The organism is Chryseobacterium sp. CCNWLW53, assembly GCF_037083525.1.
GTDB lineage: Bacteria > Bacteroidota > Bacteroidia > Flavobacteriales > Weeksellaceae > Chryseobacterium > Chryseobacterium lathyri.
The window spans coordinates 24,341-41,338 of sequence record NZ_JBAOJR010000007.1 but is presented as its reverse complement, the minus strand read 5'-3'; the positions used below and the strand labels follow the sequence as shown (position 1 = coordinate 41,338).

Here is a 16,998-nt window from a genome sequence, read left to right as displayed (position 1 = left end):
TGGCATCCAAAAGATATGTTTAAATTTTCTGTCGTACATTTGTTATAATAAACTATTGATTTGAGTACTTATTTAACGATATTAGGCTTTAATTCAGCTATTCCGACCATTAATTCTTCGCCCACGGCACAGCTGCTGGAAATGGAAGAGAGACATTTTCTGATCGATTGCGGAGAAGGAACCCAGGTACAGCTGAGAAAGGCGAAAGCGAGATTTTCAAAGATCAATCATATCTTTATATCACATCTTCACGGTGATCACTGTTTCGGTCTTCCCGGACTTATCGCCTCTTTCCGTTTGCTCGGAAGGGATATTCCTCTGCATGTTTATGGCCCGAAAGGAATCAAAAAAATGCTGGAAACCATCTTTACCATTACGGAAACGCATCGTGGTTTTGAAGTGGTTTATCACGAGCTGGACAAAGACTATTCCGAAAAAATTTATGAAGACAGCAGGGTAGAAGTATATACCATCCCGCTGGATCACAGAATATACTGTAACGGTTACCTTTTTAAAGAAAAACCTAAAGACAGGCACCTTAATATGAAGGAAATCGCCAAATACAAAGAAATAGAAACCTGTGATTACCACAATATAAAAGCAGGCAAAGATGTTGTGCTGAGCGATGGCTATGTTCTCAAAAATGAAGTATTAACCTTGGATCCGGCACCTCCTGTTTCCTATGCTTTCTGCAGCGATACCCGGTATCTTGAATCGGTACTTCCGATTATTAAAAATGTAACGGTTCTGTATCACGAATCCACTTTCCTCCATGACCTGAAAGAAATGGCAGACTATACCGGACATTCAACAGCTTTGGAAGCGGCAACGATAGCCCAGAAAGCTGAAGTGGGAAAACTGATCCTGGGTCATTTCTCAAACCGGTATGCAGACCTTACGGTATTTACGGACGAAGCCAGAAATGTTTTTCCCAACACCTTCCTGCCAAAAGCACTGGAAAGCGTAAAAATTTAAAACCTGTATGCTTAATTTTGAAGAATTGAAAAGCTTTTTGAATGAAAAGGCAGACCAATACAACAGCCCCGATTTTATTGAAGATGATCCCATACAGATCCCGCACCGTTTTAATGTAAAGCAGGATATAGAAATTGCAGGTTTTTTGGCTGCAACTATTTCCTGGGGCAACCGGAAATCAATCATTAAATCTGCAGATAAAATGCTTGATATTATGGGGAATTCACCTTATGATTTTGTATTGAATTATTCTGAAAAAGATCTGGATATCCTTCAGAACAAAAGTATCCACAGAACTTTTAACGGTCAGGATTTTGCTTACTTCATCAGGCAGTTCAACAAGATTTATAAAGAAAATGAGAGCCTGGAAAACTTATTTAAAGTAAACGATCAGGAAACTAATTTTCAGCATGCTATTGAAAGGTTCAGAAGCCGTTTTCTGGAACCTGAAAAGCACAGAAGCCACAAACATATCAGCTCGCCTTATAAAAACTCTTCCTCCAAAAGAATTATAATGTTTCTGCGGTGGATGGTGCGAAAAGACAAACATGGCGTAGATTTTGGTATTTGGGAAAATATAGATCAGAAATATCTTTCGATCCCGTTAGATGTACATACGGGAAATATTTCCAGAAAGCTTGGACTGGTTTCCAGAACACAGAACGACTGGAAAACCGTAGAAGAACTGGACGTAGCCATCAGGAAATTTGATGAAAATGATCCGGCTAAATATGATTTCGCCCTATTTGGGCTTGGAGTGACCAAAGAACTCTTATAACACTAAGAAACGATGAAAAAAGAAACTGAAAAAATAGACGCTTTAGAAAAAATAGCGAACGGCATTACATGGTGGGTAGGTTCTATCCCGTCACTCATTGTTCATACTTTATTTTTTATCACCTCATTTCTTTTGCCGATGCTCAATATCGTTGAGTTTGATAAGATGCTTCTGATCCTTACAACGGTAGTTTCTCTGGAGGCCATTTATCTGGCTATTTTTATTCAGATGTCCGTGAACAAAAGTCACGAAAAGATTGAAGATATCCAGGAAGATATTGAAGACATTCAGGAAGATATCGAAGAGATCAGCGAAGATATTGAAGAGATCAGCGAGGATATCGAGGAGATTAATGAAGACATTGAAGACATCCAGGAAGATATTGAAGAGATCAACGAAGACGAAGATGAGGAAGACCATAATGAAAGGGCCAAGAATGTCATTCTGAAAAGCAATGTCAATTCCAATAAGAATGAAATCAAAGCTTTAAAAGATATCATCAGCCAGCTACAGACAGAAATAGATCAGCTGAAAAAGGAATAATATAACCTGAGTTCGGGTTAAGATATTCTGTTTTTAATAAGTAAGGAAGCCGGGAGAGGGAAGTAAGTTGAGGTTGAAAAACCAGTTACAACCCTGTAATTTATTATTCCTTTAAAGACTGCTTCATCAAATTTTACGATAACGTCAGAAATTGTAGGTCTGATAGTAACTTCCAGTCTCCCTATTCAAGCTTCCAGCCTATTATCCTTAATTTTCTTAATATAAATTATAATTGAACGTAGTTTTCAAGATTAAAAGCAGGCCATCCGTATAGGTGGTCTGTTTTTTTATGCACATTTCAAAGTTTAAAAATTAAATTCTACTAATTTTGTGGAATATGTAATTATAAAATAAATTTATTATTAATATAGATGTTAAATTAATTGAATTGACTGAAAAAGAGTGTTTTTTATTGATATTTTTGTTACATTTGAACAAATAAAAATAAAATGTTCAATTATAGACTGAATAATTACTTTTTAGTTACAATGTTTCTATTGGCTTCTGTTTCTGCTTTTTCCCAGAAAATGAACAGAAAGCCGCAGCTCGAAAAGTTTAGCACCCAGAGTAAAAAAGCCGGGGCATTTATTGATGTAAATGTACCTACTTATGCGCCTTCCGCGTTCACCATAGATCAGCTGGTAAAAAATGTACTGATTTCCGGAGGATCTGTCTGTGCGGCTCCCAATGTGAGCAATGTAACCATATCACCCAATCAGCCGCCAACAGATACAGAAAGAGCATGGGGATATTTTCATAAAGGAACCACTAATTTTCCTTTTACCGACGGAGTTGTGCTTGTTTCCGGTAAAGCAAGAAGAGCTGGAAATGGATTGGAAGCATCCACATTAAGCGATATTGTTCCTGGAGCCGGGATGAATGACCCTGATCTGGTAGCCGCGATTAATCCACCGGATGACCTCAAAGATGTTGTGTCTCTGGAATTTGATTTCGTCCCGAACAGCAACCAGGTAAAATTTAATTATTTATTTGCCTCAGAAGAATATACAAGTGGATTCCCATGTGGTGATTTTGCAGACGGTTTTGCTCTCCTTCTGAAAAAAGTTGGGGACCCAACCTATGAAAATTTAGCCGTTCTTCCCAACGGAGCAGGACCGGTAAGTGTTCTTAATATTGTACCACTGGGAGTAGGGTGTGATGGAGAAACCATTAATGAGCAGTACTTCGGCGGATTGAATACGCAGAATATCGAAACCAATTTCATAGGAAGAACCATACCTCTTACGGCAGTGGCCACAGTTGTTCCGGGGCAGACCTATCATTTTAAAATGGTGATGGCAGATGCGGTGGATAATAGTTATGATTCTGCAGTTTTTTTGCAGGGTGGATCATTTGACATCGGAATGACCATCGTAGATGGTAACGGAAATCCTTTGGGGGAAACTCTGAATATGTGTGATAATACACCACAGACTTTAAAAGCACAGGTGTCAACCGTGCCGGGAATGACCTACAAATGGTACAAAAACGGTGTGGTAATTCCTAACGCAACCAGTGCTGTATATATAGCCACTTCACCCGGAGTATATGAAGTAAAAACTTTTGTGGGCGGAACAGAATGTCAGAAAGCAAGCATTACCATTATAGGCGGAACTTCTCCGACGGCTCAGAATGCAATATTGAAGCTTTGCGCTACTCCTACTCTGAGCACTTTTAATTTAGAAGATGCAAAACCACAGATAAGTACAACACCAGGCGCCGTATTTCGTTTTTATGCCAATCAGGCGGATGCGCAAGCTCAAAACAACAGCTTTATTACCAATCTTACCAACTACAATGGTACCGATGGACAGATTATTTATGTAGTCGTTTCCAATGGTGCATTTTGTAGCAAAATTGTGACCCTGACGCTAAGAAGAGAAGAAACACCTGTTGCCCAGATTACTGCTCCGAGAATGAGGATCTGCGAAGGAGAATCTCTGATATTAACAGCGGGAGGCGGTGTAACCTATCAATGGGGAGATACTTCTTCTACCGGGGGAGTAAGAACGGTAAACCCAACCCAGACAACAACCTATACCGTATATGCTATTGGTGCACAGGGCTGTAAATCCCTACAACCCGCATCCATTACCATTGATGTAGTTCCTGCTATCGTATCTACACTAAAAGGAGGGCAGATCTGTGAAGGGGATATGATCCTTTTGGATGCCGGATCAGGACCGGGTTATACCTATGAATGGAGTACAGGAGAAACCACCCAGGGCATTACCGTATCAACTCCGGGTGAATATACCGTTATGATCAGTAACGGGGTATGTTTAAAAGAATTTAAAACCCAGGTAATACGCGCTGTAGTTCCCGAAATTATAAAAGTTGATTATAACGACAGCGGAACAATGGTTCTTACAGCAAGTAATCCTAGTAACGGTACATTAGAATATTCTGTAGACAACGGCTTTACCTGGCAGGCGTCCAATGTATTCTCCAATGTTCCTAAAAATACTGTAATATCCATCCGTGTCAAAGTGAAAAATACCAGCTGCGTAGGATTTCTGGAATACTTTACATTTGTTATGAAAAATGTAATCACACCAAACGGAGACAACGTAAATGATATTATTGACTTTAGCGGAGTAAGCAGTTACAAAGATTTTCAAGGGTTCGTTTTTGACCGTTACGGAAGGGAAGTGTTCAAAGCCGGAAAAACAAGGCCGTATTGGGATGGCTATTTCCAGGGAAAACGTCTCCCAACTGCATCTTACTGGTATCAGGTAACCTATCAGGATCCTGCCAGCAAACAGACAGCAGTGAAAACAGGATGGATTCTTCTTAAAAACTTAGAATAATCTTTTATATAATTTATAGAAAGGCTGGCATTTTTGTCAGCCTTTCTTATTATTTTCAAACAAAGCAAATTTATATTGCTGAATAAATAAACTTGCATTAGTGATAATGTAAATTGTGCTAAATTAAGTTTCAATCAAAAAAAATAGTATTTTTGTTTAAAATACTATAAAATGTTAAATAGGAGGATTGGAAATTTATTTTTGGCGTTATTTTTTGCATTCATCGGCAGTTTGGTTTTTGCTCAAAACACAGACAGAGCAGCGATACCTGCAAAAAAAGCTAGTGCCGCCTCTATGAAAGCAGGTGTTTTTATAGATGTAAATACACCCAATTATCCGGAGTCCGGCTACAGCATTACACAGCTGGTAAAAGACGTATTGATTTCCGGAGGAGCCTGTTCCACGTCCAATGTAAGTAACGTCACTGTTTCCCCCAATTTATCAATAAATGATCCTGGCCGAAGCTGGGGGTTTTTTAATAAAGGAACCACAGCTTTTCCTTTTGCAAAAGGAATTGTTCTTTCCACCGGATACGTTGCAAAAGCAGGTAACAGTTATCAGGGAATTTTAAGTGACGGTCTGAATACTTTTGGAGATACAGATCTGGCTGCGGCTTTGGGAATCAATAATGGTGAACTGAGAGATGCTACCTACATAGAATTTGATTTTGTACCGGCTTCTACAGAGGTTACATTCAGATACCTGTTTGCTTCCAAAGAATATGCTCCCGCATTCCAGTTTGCATGTACCAAATCAGACGGATTTGCTTTACTGTTAAAAAAAGCAACTGATCCTAATTATACGAATCTCGCAGTACTTCCTAACGGAGCAGGCCCCGTGAGTGTAACTAACATACATCCTGCAATTTCCGGAAGTTCTGGCTGTGGCCCTATAAACGAACAGTATTTCGCAGGAATCAATAACCCTATTGTTGAAACTAACTTTGATGGACGTACCGTCCCTTTGACTGCAAAAGCGACTGTAATTCCAGGCCAGACCTATCACTTCAAAATGGTCTTGGCAGATTTTAGTGACAGGAGTTATGACTCAGCTGTATTTCTGGAAGCGGGATCATTCGACATAGGTGTGAAAATTCTCGATCCTGCCGGAGTGCAGCTTCCTGATACAGTCTATATGTGCGATAATGCACCTCAGACATTTACAGCCTCTGTTCAGGTTCCTAACGTTACTTATCAATGGTTCTTAAATAATAACCCTATTCCCGGTCAAACCGGAGCTAGTTATACTGCTACGCAACCAGGTGTATACAGTGTTCAGGTATTCATCCAGGGAAACACATGCCCGGGAACGGGAACCATTACAGTAGTTGGAGGAACTTCCCCTACCGTACAGAATGCGACCCTGACAGCCTGTTACGCTGCTGGAAATGTAACCTTTAATTTACCTTCTGCAGACGCTTCTATAAGTACAACCCCTGGTGCAACATTTACATACTACTTAAACCAGGCAGATGCGCTTGCCGGAAATGCAAATACCATTCCCAGCCCTGCCACCTATTCAAGCCCTGGAGGACAAACAGTATATGTTCGTGTTAAAAATGGCTTCTGTTTCAAGGTAGCAGAGTTGCAGCTGATAAAAGCACCTCAGATGACTGCATCAATTTTGCCGCCCGCGGTATTAACCTGTGCCAGCTCGCAGACCACTTTAGATGCTTCAGCTTCTGTTTATCCTGCGGGATCTACTTTTAACTGGACGACAACCGGAGGAAATATCATTTCAGGAGGAAATACACTAACTCCGGTTATCAATGCTCCGGGGACTTATACTTTAACAATATCAAAAACGTATCAGCCGGGACCTGTTACCTGTACCGCTGTTGCTAATGTTACAGTTACAGGAGACAGTGCTCCACCTGTAACCGGACTTACAGCAAGTAAAACACAGATATGTAGTGGTGAATCGGTAACTTTAACTGCTTCAGGAGGTACTACTTATAATTGGACGGGCCTTCCCGGAACAGGCAATACTCAGACAGTATCACCTACTGCAACTACTACGTATACAGTAAGTGCTGTAGGAGCCAATGGATGTGTATCTCAAAATCCTGCTACAATCACTATTGAAGTTTCACAGCCCATCACTGTACAGAATGCTATATTACATAAATGTTATGCTCCGGGACTTACCTATGACCTGACAACTGCTCAGAGTCAGATCACTTCTGCAGGAGCAGGTGTTACTTTTACCTATTATATCAATCAGGCTGATGCTCTTGCGGGAAATGCTAATTTTATTGCAGCGCCAACAACCTATTCGCCACCGGGAAATCAGACTATATATGTATTAGTGAAAAACGGAGGATGTCATTATGTAGTTTCCCTTCAGTTACTAAGAACAGCCGAAACAACACTTACGATAGCAGCACCGCAGGAAATAACCTGTACAACCCCTCAGACTACATTAAATGCTTCGGCATCTGTAGTGCCTGCTGGATCTACTATTGCATGGACAGCAGCAGGAGGGGGAAATATAGTGTCAGGTGCCAATACGCTTAATCCTGTAGTGAATGCAGGAGGGACCTATACACTTACAGTTACCAATGTATCCCAGCCGGGAAATTTAACCTGTACCTATACAGCAACAGTTACCGTAACGCAAAATACAACATTGCCAACGGCTACTCTTGTTTCCTCTCAACCCAGAATATGTGTCGGAGAATCAGTAACGCTAACTGCTTCAGGAGGTGCAACCTATAACTGGACGGGCCTTCCCGGAAACGGAAATACCCAGGTGGTTTCTCCGGTTGTTACTACCGTTTATGAAGTATTTGCAGTAGCAGCTAACGGATGTGTTTCTGCAACCCCGGCAACGGTTACTGTAATAGTTGGGCCACCAACAGCAGGCATATCCGCATCCAAATCAAAAATATGTGTGGGAGAATCCGTTACTCTTACGGCTACCGGAGGAATTACCTATAACTGGGTAGGCCTTCCCGGAAACGGAAATACTCAGGTGGTTTCGCCAACCGTTACTACGGAATACTCAGTGTATGCATTAGGAGGTAATGGTTGTAGTTCTGTACTGCCTGCAAAGGTGACCATTGAGGTGGTACCGGCTATTGTATCTACATTAGAGGATGTATATGTATGTGCCGGCGATACAGGGGTTCTAGATGCTGGTGCAGGTACTAACTATACTTATTTATGGAGCACAGGTGCAACTACCCAGACTATATCGACCAATGTTCCCGGAACCTATACCGTTACCATCAGTAATGGAGTATGTTCTAAGACTTTCACCGGAAAATTATTAAATCCAGATCTCCCTCAGTTTACAAATATAGTATATGATAATCATGTGCTTACCCTTACATCAAGCAACCCTACGGGAGGTGAATTGGAATATTCAATAGATGGAGGTGTGGTATGGCAGTCGTCCAATATATTTTATAATGTCTTAAATAATACAAACTACCATGTGATGGTAAGGGTAAAAGATGCAAATTGTAGTACCTCACTGGATTATTTCACATTTGTAATCAGTAATGCCATAACACCTAATATGGATGGAGTAAATGACACAATAGATTTCTCAGGACTTAGGGGATATAATAACTTTGCAGCATCAGTTTTTGACCGGTATGGTGCAGAACTTTTCCGGGCAACCAAAACCGATGCTGTCTGGACAGGTTCTTTAAAAGGAATGAACCTGCCTACAGGCACTTACTGGTATAAAGTACAGTGGGAGAATCCGGCCAGCAAAAAGCTGGAACAGAGATCAGGCTGGATATTGCTAAAAAACAGAAACTAATAGATAAACCTTCCATATTTGGGAGGTTTGTTTTTTTTATATTAAAAATTTTATAAAAAATATAGGATATATTTGGAAATAAATTAAATTTGTTGAAACAAAAGTATTATGCGAAGAAATCTACTATTCATTTTATTTTTCTTAGTCGTTTCGACATTTTTATTTTCACAAACAACAGGCCCCCGAAAACCTCCTAAAGATAAGCCTGCAGGATCAGTTACTCAAAAAGCGGGCAATTTTATTGATGTGAATACTCCGGGGTATGCGGAATCCAGCTATTCTATTACGCAGCTGGTGAAAGATGTCCTTATCTCTTCAGGAACAAATACTTGTGTAACGCCTGCAGTATCCAATGTGAAAATTACACCTAACCATGCTGTGAGCGATGCAGACAGATCCTGGGGATATTTTCATAAAGGAACTACCAATTTTCCTTTCAAAGACGGGATTGTACTTTCTACAGGAAAAGCAAGAAGAGCAGGAAACGGACCTGAAGGAAACCTGAGTGATAATAATGGTGGCGGTACAGATTCAGATCTTGCACAGGCTATTGGATCTACCGGAACGCTGACGGATGGTGTTCTTTTGGAATTTGACTTTACCCCTACAACATCACAGATCAAATTTAATTATATTTTGGCTTCGGAGGAGTACTCCGGCTCATTCCCATGTCAGTATGCAGATGCTTTTGCTATTTTGCTTAGACCGACATCTGGAGGACCTTATCAGAATATGGCGGTGCTTCCAAACGGTGCCGGTCCTGTAAGTATTACGAATATCCACCCGTTAATTCCTGGCGGTGGCGGTTGTGCTGCAGTTAATGAACAGTATTTTGCAGGATATAATACAGGCAATGTTGAAACCAATTTTGAAGGAAGAACAATTCCTCTTACTGCAACTGCGACTGTAATGGCAGGGCAGGAATATCACTTTAAAATGGTTGTTGCCGATTATGCACCGGGAAGCTTTGAAGATCATGGCTGGGATTCTGCTGTATTTCTGGAAGGAGGATCATTTAATATCGGTGTAGAACTTCTGGATCCCAGCGGTGCTACATTACCTTCAGAAATCAATGTCTGCGATAATGAACCGCAGATAATTACAGCATCAGTAAGTGACCCTAACTTATTATACCAATGGTACCTCAACGGAGCTCCGGTAGCTGGTGCCACTACCAATACGATTACGGCTGTACAGCCAGGAACATATACTATCGAAGTAAGTGTTCCCGGAAACCCTTGTCCGGGTAAAGCAACCATAGAAATTCACGGGGGAACCACTCCGCAGGCCCAGGATGCAACACTTTTACTGTGTTCTACGCCGGATATTACTACTTTTGACCTGACGAATGCTATGCCGTCAATAAGCCCGACACAGGGAGCTGTATTCAGATTCTATGTAAATCAGGCTGATGCTGTGGCTCAGAATAATAACTATATTCAGAATATTTTAAATTATAACGGTACAGATGGGCAGATTCTGTATGTTGTAGTTTCAAACGGAGGTTTCTGCAGCAAGATGATAGAATTAAAGCTACTAAAAGAAACTACGCCTAAGGCAGGGATAAAATCTTCCAGAATTAAAATATGTCCGGGAGAAGCGGTAACTCTTACGGCTGAGGGAGGTGTTACTTATCAATGGGTTAATTTTCCGGGTACAGGCAATACACAAACTGTAACTTTGTATCAGACTACAACATTTTCTGTGTATGCAGTGGGGACAAAAGGCTGTCGTTCTTTAAATCCTGCTACCATAACCGTAGAGGTTACCCCAGAGATCACTTCACCTTTAAAAGATGTGGAAATGTGTCTGGGTGATCGAGTTACTTTAGATGCAGGTGCTGGACCTAATTATAAATACTTATGGAGTACCGGAGCTACAACACAAACTATCACTGCAGACAGCTGGGGTGTTTATACGGTAGAAGTGGATAACGGCTTCTGTAAAAAGATCTTCACCGCGAAAGTAGGTGGTGCAGCCACTCCTTTCGTGACAGCAGTGAATTATGAAAGTGCTAAAAAAACCGTGATGATTATTGCGGAAAATCCCATGATGAATAATACCCCAAGTACTTTAGAATATTCTATCGACAATGGAATCACGTGGCAGGAGTCAAATATTTTCACCAACCTTTTGGACAATACAAATTATACCGTATTGGTGAGAAGAGTAGGAACTCATTGTGTGGGAACCTTTGATTTCTATACGCTGCAGATCAATAATATCATTACACCTAATGATGATGGTGTAAATGATATTCTGGACCTTACAGCATTGGTTGGATTCAAAAATTTCACAGGATCTGTTTTTGACAGATATGGAGTGGAAATGTTTAGATTCTCTAAAGAAAAACCTGTATGGGACGGAACAGTGGGTGGAAAAAAACTTTCTACAGCAACTTACTGGTATAAATTTAATTTCGAATATCCTAAGTCAAAAATTCAGATGAACTGGTCCGGATGGATCATGCTTAAGAATCGAGAATAAGATACAGAAATCATACATAGAAAAGCCTTTCAAGTTTACTTGAAAGGCTTTTTATTTTTTTGAAATAGACTACTTATTGATTTTGTTTCCAGAGATTAGCAAAGCCTATAAAATCCAGAACGCTGAGCTCTTCCGCCCTCTTGTCCAAAAATTCGTGGGTTTTTAAAGCTTCAGGAATATTCAATATTTTCAATGAGTTTGAAAGCTTTTTTCTTCTCTGGTTAAACCCTGCCTTTACAATCTGCTTAAAAAGAACCTCGTTTCCGGCCAGACCTTCTTTTGGATTTCTGGTCAGTCGGATGACTCCTGATTTTACTTTCGGAGGTGGATTGAACACATTTTCATGAACGGTAAACAGATAAGAAACATCATAATAGGCCTGGATCAGAACAGAAAGAATACCGTAATCTTTAGTTCTGGGTACTGCAGCTGTTCTTTCCGCAACTTCTTTCTGGAACATTCCTACCATTTCAGGAATCTGCTGATAATAATCAACAATCTTAAAAAGGATCTGCGAAGAGATATTATAAGGAAAGTTACCAATAATGGCAAGCTGCTCTCCATTGATAAAATGGAAGTCCTGTTTCAGAAAATCTCCTACAAAAGTATTTTCTGTAATCTTTGAATAGTTCTTTTTCAGGTATTCAATAGATTCGGTGTCTATCTCTGCCAGATAGATAGTCTGTTCTTTTTCAAACAGATATTTGGTAAGGACGCCCATTCCGGGACCTACTTCCATGACATTTTTATAGTCTTCAAAACTAAGACCCTCCACGATTTTTCTCGCGATATTTTCATCTGTCAGAAAGTGCTGTCCAAGATGTTTTTTTGCTTTTACACTCAAAGTTTTTTATGATTTTATTAACAATGATTTTCTTTATTTCTCCCCAAATTTCGGAAGATTTTTTCTAATTTAGCCAAAAATTTTAATATTAATGGCTAAATCTGTAGATGAGTTTAATAAGAAAAGGCTTCGGTCAAGCAATATTACAGTCGTAATAAGTATCGCATTAGTGTTATTTTTGTTAGGATTAATGGGGCTTATTTTAATTAATGCCCAAAAGTATTCTGACTATATTAAAGAGCAGCTGGTAGTAAATGCTTATTTTGATGAAAACTACGATGCAAAAGATTCTGTAAAGATTGCAAAACTGGAGGAAGAAACTTTTAAAAAGGTACAGACCTTAGCTCCTGTAAAAAAAGCAACGTATATCTCACGGGACATGGCGGCTCAAGAAGCCAAAAAAACAATGGGGATAGACAGCGATGCACTTTTTGAGGAAAATATTTTCCCTTCATCCATCGAAGTTGCATTAAAGCCAGAATACGTAGATCCTGCAAAAATTGACGGGGCAATTAAAGTGATCAAAGCTGTTCCGGGTATTGTAGATGTTAAGAATGACAGCACTTTGATGGTGGATGTTTACAATAATCTAAGCAGAATCCTTAAGTGGATCCTGGGATTCTCTATTCTGTTTCTTGTCTTGGCAGTAGTACTGATCAACAACTCGATCAGACTTAAAATATTCTCCAAAAGATTTATCATTAAAACCATGCAGCTCGTTGGAGCAAAAAGAAGATTCATCCTTAAGCCGTTTATCATCGAAGCCATTATTTTAGGGGCTATCGGATCAGTGATTGGACTTCTGGCACTGGGAGGAGTTTGGTATTATTTTACAAGTCAGATTGGTTCGGCTTTCGTACAGGATAACAACCAGTATTTCTGGCTGATTGTTTTAGTGCTTGGAGTAGGAATTTTTATTTCTGTTTTAAGTACCATTTTCGCTACATGGAGATTCTTAAAATCAAACGTTGACGATCTATATTACTCTTAATAATGAGCAAAAAAACAAATAAATTTGCCGCTTCAGAGTTTGGCAAAGAAACCGAAGTACCACAGGAAAATACCTTTTACTTCGGACAGCAGAACTTTAAGTGGATGCTGATAGGACTGGCTTTTATCATAGTAGGCTTCCTGCTGATGATGGGGCCGGATGCTAATACAGTAGATGGTAAATTTGATCCTAACTCATGGAATGACGGTATTTTTTCCATCCGAAGGATCAGAATTGCGCCACTGTTTATAGTGATAGGCTTTGGAATAGAAGTTTATGCTATTTTAAAAAGAAAATAAATTAATACATTCTTTATTTAGAGATTAAAAGGTTAAGTGGTTTAGAACTCGTTCTAAATTTCAGAATCTTTTAATCTTTAAATTTTTATATACACCAAAATATGGATTTAATTAAAGCAATCATTATTGCTATTATTGAAGGGCTTACAGAGTATCTTCCTATTTCTTCTACGGCACACATGGGATTTGCAGCGAACCTTTTGGGACTGCAAGAGGATGAGTTTCTGAAAATGTTTCAGGTGTCTATTCAGTTCGGTGCTATTTTATCCGTTGTAGTGGCTTACTGGAAAAAATTCTTTGATCTGAAAAATCTCCAGTTTTATTATAAGCTTGTTTTTGCAGTTGTTCCGGCATTGGTTCTGGGGTATTTATTTGATGATAAAATTGAATCCGTCCTTGGAAACCAGATCGCCATTTCTTCAGTACTCGTATTGGGAGGTATAGTTCTGCTTTTCGCAGACAAATGGTTCAAGAACCCTACAATTGATGATGAAAAAGGGATTACCATAAGAAAAGCAATCACAATAGGCTTCTGGCAGTGCCTTGCGATGATGCCTGGAACCAGCCGCAGTGCAGCTTCTATTATTGGAGGAATGTCACAGGGGCTGACCAGAAAGGCTGCTGCAGAATTTTCTTTCTTTCTGGCCGTTCCGACAATGCTGGCAGTAACGGTATATTCTGTTTTCCTGAAAACTTGGGGGAAAGAAACCGGGAACCCTCAGAAGGGGTATGAAATGATTATGGCATCTCAGGATCATATTATGATCTTCATAGTAGGAAATATTGTAGCATTTATTGTAGCATTGATTGCCATTAAAGCATTCATCGGAGTACTGAACAAATATGGTTTCAAACCTTGGGGTTGGTACCGTATCTTTGTAGGAATTGCTTTGTTGATCTATTTCTATTTCTTTAAATAAGCCTATGAAAAGTAATATTTTAAAAATATTGGCTTTTTCCGGCCTGATCGTGTCCTGTGCTCCGGCACATACGCTGTTTGTAAAAAATAATACAGGAGAAAGAATAGAATTTTTCGTTGAGCTGAAAGAAAAAAATCTTGCTGAAGATCTACTGATCTGTAAGGAGCTTGTCCCGGACGAAAAACTGGACCACAAACCTTTTATGGAATATTCCAAAGAAGGAAAATGTTACCGCCAAAAAATTACATCTGTTAGCAAAACCAGCTATAAATTTAATTTACCTGAAAATTATACAGTGAACATTGCTCCGAATAATTCAGTGTACCCTTTTCAGAATATATACTACTTCATTGGTGATAAAAAATGCTTTGTCAATGTAGAAAACGGACCTGACTGCAAGCAGAAGGTCAATAAGTTGCCAAGCTTAGTAAGTATCACCGAAATTTTAGAATAATGACAGCTGAAGAACTGCAAGCAGGATATGTATTCTTATTGGATAAACCTTTGGATTGGACCTCTTTCCAGGCGGTCAATAAGATGAAGTATAAACTCAAAAGAGAATTTAATCTTCCCAAGAAATTTAAAATAGGCCACGCAGGAACCTTAGATCCGAGAGCAACCGGTCTGCTTATTGTCTGCTGCGGAAAATTTACAAAGAAAATTCCCGAAATTCAGGATGCTCCCAAAGAATACTGGACGGAAATCAAAATAGGAGTACAGACAGAATCCTATGATACGGAAAAACCAGAGATCCTTCATCAGGATATTGCCCACGTTACAGAACAGCAAGTCAAAGAAACTCTTGAAAAATTCGTTGGGGAAATAGAGCAGAAACCTCCGGTATATTCAGCCATAAAAATTGATGGACAGAGAGCTTATAATTTAGCCAGAGCAGGAGAAGAAGTTGAAATGAAATCCAGGAAAACGACAATCTTCTACATTAAAGATATTAACATTGAATTTCCTTTGGTCAGCTTTACGGTAGGATGTTCAAAAGGCACCTATATCAGAAGTCTGGCTCATGACATTGGACAGGAGCTGGGAGTGGGAGCTTATCTTACACAGCTTAGGCGCACAAAGATCGGAGATTATACGATTGAAAATGCGACCGCTGATTTTCTGGAGAATGAATACAGATTCGAAAGCTTATGATAAAAAATTTCCTCTTTCTTTTAAGCCTGTTATATACTGCTACTTGTTTTTCGCAGGAAACGGAGACTAAAAAAGTTAAAATGGATTTTTACCTCAATCCATCACTCAATATCGGCTATAATCTTCAAAACAGAGATAATCAGTTTACGGATTCGCAGTATATTGAACCAAAAAGGATTGGTAAAATAACATATGGAATATCAGCAATAGGCGGTTACAATTTTCTTCCTAACTTTGCACTCGGAACAGGATTTAAATACAGTTTTATAGAAGACAATTACCATCTGGCCTACTGGATGATCCAGCCGAAGATCATATTCAGTCCGGGTGACCGTCCTTTTTATATTGATTTAAATTATGGAAAGCAGCTTAATCATTCGGCGATTTCTGATTCCGAATTTTGGGGAGCAAGATTGGGAATCATGGTTTCCTACTCAAAAAGGCTGAGCCAGGAAGGTGGAATTACTTTTGAAGGGCATCAGCTGAATGGTAAGTCTAATGGCTTTTTCATTGGATTAAGTTACGGAATTACTATTTTCAGCAATAAAAATTATACAGGTTACGGAGAAGATTAATGGAAAAAACGCGCATCAATAAATATTTATCAGAAGTTGGCTATTGTTCAAGAAGAGCCGCTGATAAACTTTTGGAAGAAGGAAGGATAACAATTAACGGAAAGGTCCCGGAAATGGGAACCAAAGTTTCTGATGAAGATCTTGTAGAAGTAGATGGAAAACCGATCCGTGAACCGCAGGATAAGCCCATCTACATCGCTTTTAACAAGCCTGTGGGGATTGTATGCACTACAGATACCAAACGTGAAAAAAACAATATCGTTGACTATATCAATCATCCGAAAAGAATTTTCCCGATCGGAAGACTGGATAAGCCTAGTGAAGGCCTGATTCTTTTGACCAGTGACGGCGATATCGTAAACAAAATTCTAAGGGCAAGAAATAACCACGAAAAAGAATATATTGTACGTCTTGACAAACCTATGTCACCCAAATTCCTTGATAAAATGAGGAATGGTGTTCCGATCCTGGATACCGTCACTAAAAAATGTGAAGTTGAAAGAATCGACGATATGACGTTCCGTATCATTCTTACTCAGGGACTGAACAGACAAATCCGAAGAATGTGCGAATACCTCGGCTATGAAGTGAAAAAACTGAAACGTATCCGTATTATGAACATCAAGCTGGATCTTCCCGTTGGAAAATGGCGTGACCTTACAGAAGAGGAACTGAGTTCGCTTAACAACCTCCTTTCTGATTCTGTCAAAACAGTCGATTAAGATTATATCATAAATAATATGACGGTAAGCAGGGGGATATTTCTCCTGCTTACTTTTTTTATTCCTGTTTTCTGGTAAGGGAAATCAGAATTTCTGTCTTCAATTAATCTATCTGAAGAAATACAATAGAA

Annotated in this window: 14 protein-coding genes; 13 read left to right on the top strand and 1 reads right to left on the bottom strand. The window is 39.4% G+C overall.

Features of this window, described 5'->3' with window-relative positions; genetic code table 11:
* Positions 1 to 60 precede the first annotated feature (60 nt).
* From V6R96_RS19795 to V6R96_RS19770, 6 genes are all read left to right on the top strand, one after another.
* Positions 61 to 975: a ribonuclease Z gene (locus V6R96_RS19795; protein ID WP_336379999.1), complete on the top strand. Its 915-nt coding sequence runs from the start codon at positions 61 to 63 to the stop codon at positions 973 to 975.
* A 7-nt stretch (positions 976 to 982) separates the two neighbouring features.
* Complete coding sequence (locus tag V6R96_RS19790; RefSeq protein WP_223558685.1) at positions 983 to 1,753, top strand: TIGR02757 family protein; 771 nt, start codon at positions 983 to 985, stop codon at positions 1,751 to 1,753.
* Positions 1,754 to 1,765: 12 nt separating this feature from the next.
* Positions 1,766 to 2,296, top strand: coding sequence for a DUF1003 domain-containing protein (locus V6R96_RS19785; protein ID WP_111960357.1), 531 nt, complete (start codon positions 1,766 to 1,768; stop codon positions 2,294 to 2,296).
* A gap of 449 nt (positions 2,297 to 2,745) precedes the next feature.
* The gene (locus tag V6R96_RS19780) at positions 2,746 to 5,106 is read left to right on the top strand and encodes a choice-of-anchor L domain-containing protein (protein ID WP_111960359.1); all 2,361 of its coding nucleotides are present in this window, start codon (positions 2,746 to 2,748) and stop codon (positions 5,104 to 5,106) included.
* A gap of 171 nt (positions 5,107 to 5,277) precedes the next feature.
* The gene (locus V6R96_RS19775) at positions 5,278 to 8,877 is read left to right on the top strand and encodes a choice-of-anchor L domain-containing protein (RefSeq protein ID WP_336379998.1); all 3,600 of its coding nucleotides are present in this window, start codon (positions 5,278 to 5,280) and stop codon (positions 8,875 to 8,877) included.
* 108 nt (positions 8,878 to 8,985) lie between these two features.
* Positions 8,986 to 11,364 (top strand): choice-of-anchor L domain-containing protein, encoded by a 2,379-nt coding sequence (locus V6R96_RS19770; RefSeq protein ID WP_111960363.1) that lies wholly within the window; start codon positions 8,986 to 8,988, stop codon positions 11,362 to 11,364.
* A 73-nt stretch (positions 11,365 to 11,437) separates the two neighbouring features.
* Here V6R96_RS19770 and rsmA read toward each other — a convergent pair whose 3' ends face one another.
* Entirely contained in the window at positions 11,438 to 12,208 is a 771-nt protein-coding gene (gene rsmA / locus V6R96_RS19765; RefSeq protein WP_111960365.1) for a 16S rRNA (adenine(1518)-N(6)/adenine(1519)-N(6))-dimethyltransferase RsmA, read from the bottom strand.
* 91 nt (positions 12,209 to 12,299) lie between these two features.
* Here rsmA and V6R96_RS19760 point away from each other — a divergent pair, with 91 nt between their 5' ends.
* From V6R96_RS19760 to rluF, 7 genes are all read left to right on the top strand, one after another.
* Positions 12,300 to 13,199, top strand: a complete 900-nt coding sequence (locus V6R96_RS19760; protein ID WP_111960367.1) for an ABC transporter permease — start codon at positions 12,300 to 12,302, stop codon at positions 13,197 to 13,199.
* A 2-nt stretch (positions 13,200 to 13,201) separates the two neighbouring features.
* Complete coding sequence (locus tag V6R96_RS19755) at positions 13,202 to 13,498, top strand: DUF3098 domain-containing protein (protein WP_111960369.1); 297 nt, start codon at positions 13,202 to 13,204, stop codon at positions 13,496 to 13,498.
* Between the two features lie 101 nt (positions 13,499 to 13,599).
* Positions 13,600 to 14,418 carry an undecaprenyl-diphosphate phosphatase gene (locus V6R96_RS19750; RefSeq protein ID WP_336379997.1) on the top strand — a complete coding sequence of 273 codons (819 nt, stop codon included), beginning with the start codon at positions 13,600 to 13,602 and terminating at the stop codon, positions 14,416 to 14,418.
* Between the two features lie 4 nt (positions 14,419 to 14,422).
* On the top strand, positions 14,423 to 14,872 hold the full coding sequence (locus V6R96_RS19745) for a hypothetical protein (protein WP_116012906.1): 450 nt from the start codon (positions 14,423 to 14,425) through the stop codon (positions 14,870 to 14,872).
* The gene (gene truB, locus V6R96_RS19740) at positions 14,872 to 15,570 is read left to right on the top strand and encodes a tRNA pseudouridine(55) synthase TruB (protein ID WP_336379996.1); all 699 of its coding nucleotides are present in this window, start codon (positions 14,872 to 14,874) and stop codon (positions 15,568 to 15,570) included. Before V6R96_RS19745 ends, truB begins: the two co-directional genes overlap by 1 nt.
* 80 nt (positions 15,571 to 15,650) lie before the next feature.
* A complete protein-coding gene (locus V6R96_RS19735; RefSeq protein ID WP_336379995.1) occupies positions 15,651 to 16,145 on the top strand; it encodes a hypothetical protein in 495 nt (164 codons plus the stop codon).
* A complete protein-coding gene (gene rluF, locus V6R96_RS19730; RefSeq protein ID WP_111960379.1) occupies positions 16,145 to 16,867 on the top strand; it encodes a 23S rRNA pseudouridine(2604) synthase RluF in 723 nt (240 codons plus the stop codon). The genes V6R96_RS19735 and rluF overlap by 1 nt, the downstream gene beginning before the upstream one ends.
* Positions 16,868 to 16,998 lie beyond the last annotated feature (131 nt).

Bases quoted from the DNA above. Each gene is read 5' to 3' on its own strand.
- V6R96_RS19790 (WP_223558685.1), top strand. From the start codon at position 983: ATGCTTAATTTTGAAGAATTGAAAAGCTTTTTGAATGAAAAGGCAGAC.
- V6R96_RS19785 (WP_111960357.1), top strand. From the start codon at position 1,766: ATGAAAAAAGAAACTGAAAAAATAGACGCTTTAGAAAAAATAGCGAAC.
- V6R96_RS19780 (WP_111960359.1), top strand. From the start codon at position 2,746: ATGTTCAATTATAGACTGAATAATTACTTTTTAGTTACAATGTTTCTA.
- V6R96_RS19775 (WP_336379998.1), top strand. From the start codon at position 5,278: ATGTTAAATAGGAGGATTGGAAATTTATTTTTGGCGTTATTTTTTGCA.
- V6R96_RS19770 (WP_111960363.1), top strand. From the start codon at position 8,986: ATGCGAAGAAATCTACTATTCATTTTATTTTTCTTAGTCGTTTCGACA.
- V6R96_RS19760 (WP_111960367.1), top strand. From the start codon at position 12,300: ATGGCTAAATCTGTAGATGAGTTTAATAAGAAAAGGCTTCGGTCAAGC.
- V6R96_RS19755 (WP_111960369.1), top strand. From the start codon at position 13,202: ATGAGCAAAAAAACAAATAAATTTGCCGCTTCAGAGTTTGGCAAAGAA.
- V6R96_RS19750 (WP_336379997.1), top strand. From the start codon at position 13,600: ATGGATTTAATTAAAGCAATCATTATTGCTATTATTGAAGGGCTTACA.
- V6R96_RS19745 (WP_116012906.1), top strand. From the start codon at position 14,423: ATGAAAAGTAATATTTTAAAAATATTGGCTTTTTCCGGCCTGATCGTG.
- truB (WP_336379996.1), top strand. From the start codon at position 14,872: ATGACAGCTGAAGAACTGCAAGCAGGATATGTATTCTTATTGGATAAA.
- V6R96_RS19735 (WP_336379995.1), top strand. From the start codon at position 15,651: ATGGATTTTTACCTCAATCCATCACTCAATATCGGCTATAATCTTCAA.
- rluF (WP_111960379.1), top strand. From the start codon at position 16,145: ATGGAAAAAACGCGCATCAATAAATATTTATCAGAAGTTGGCTATTGT.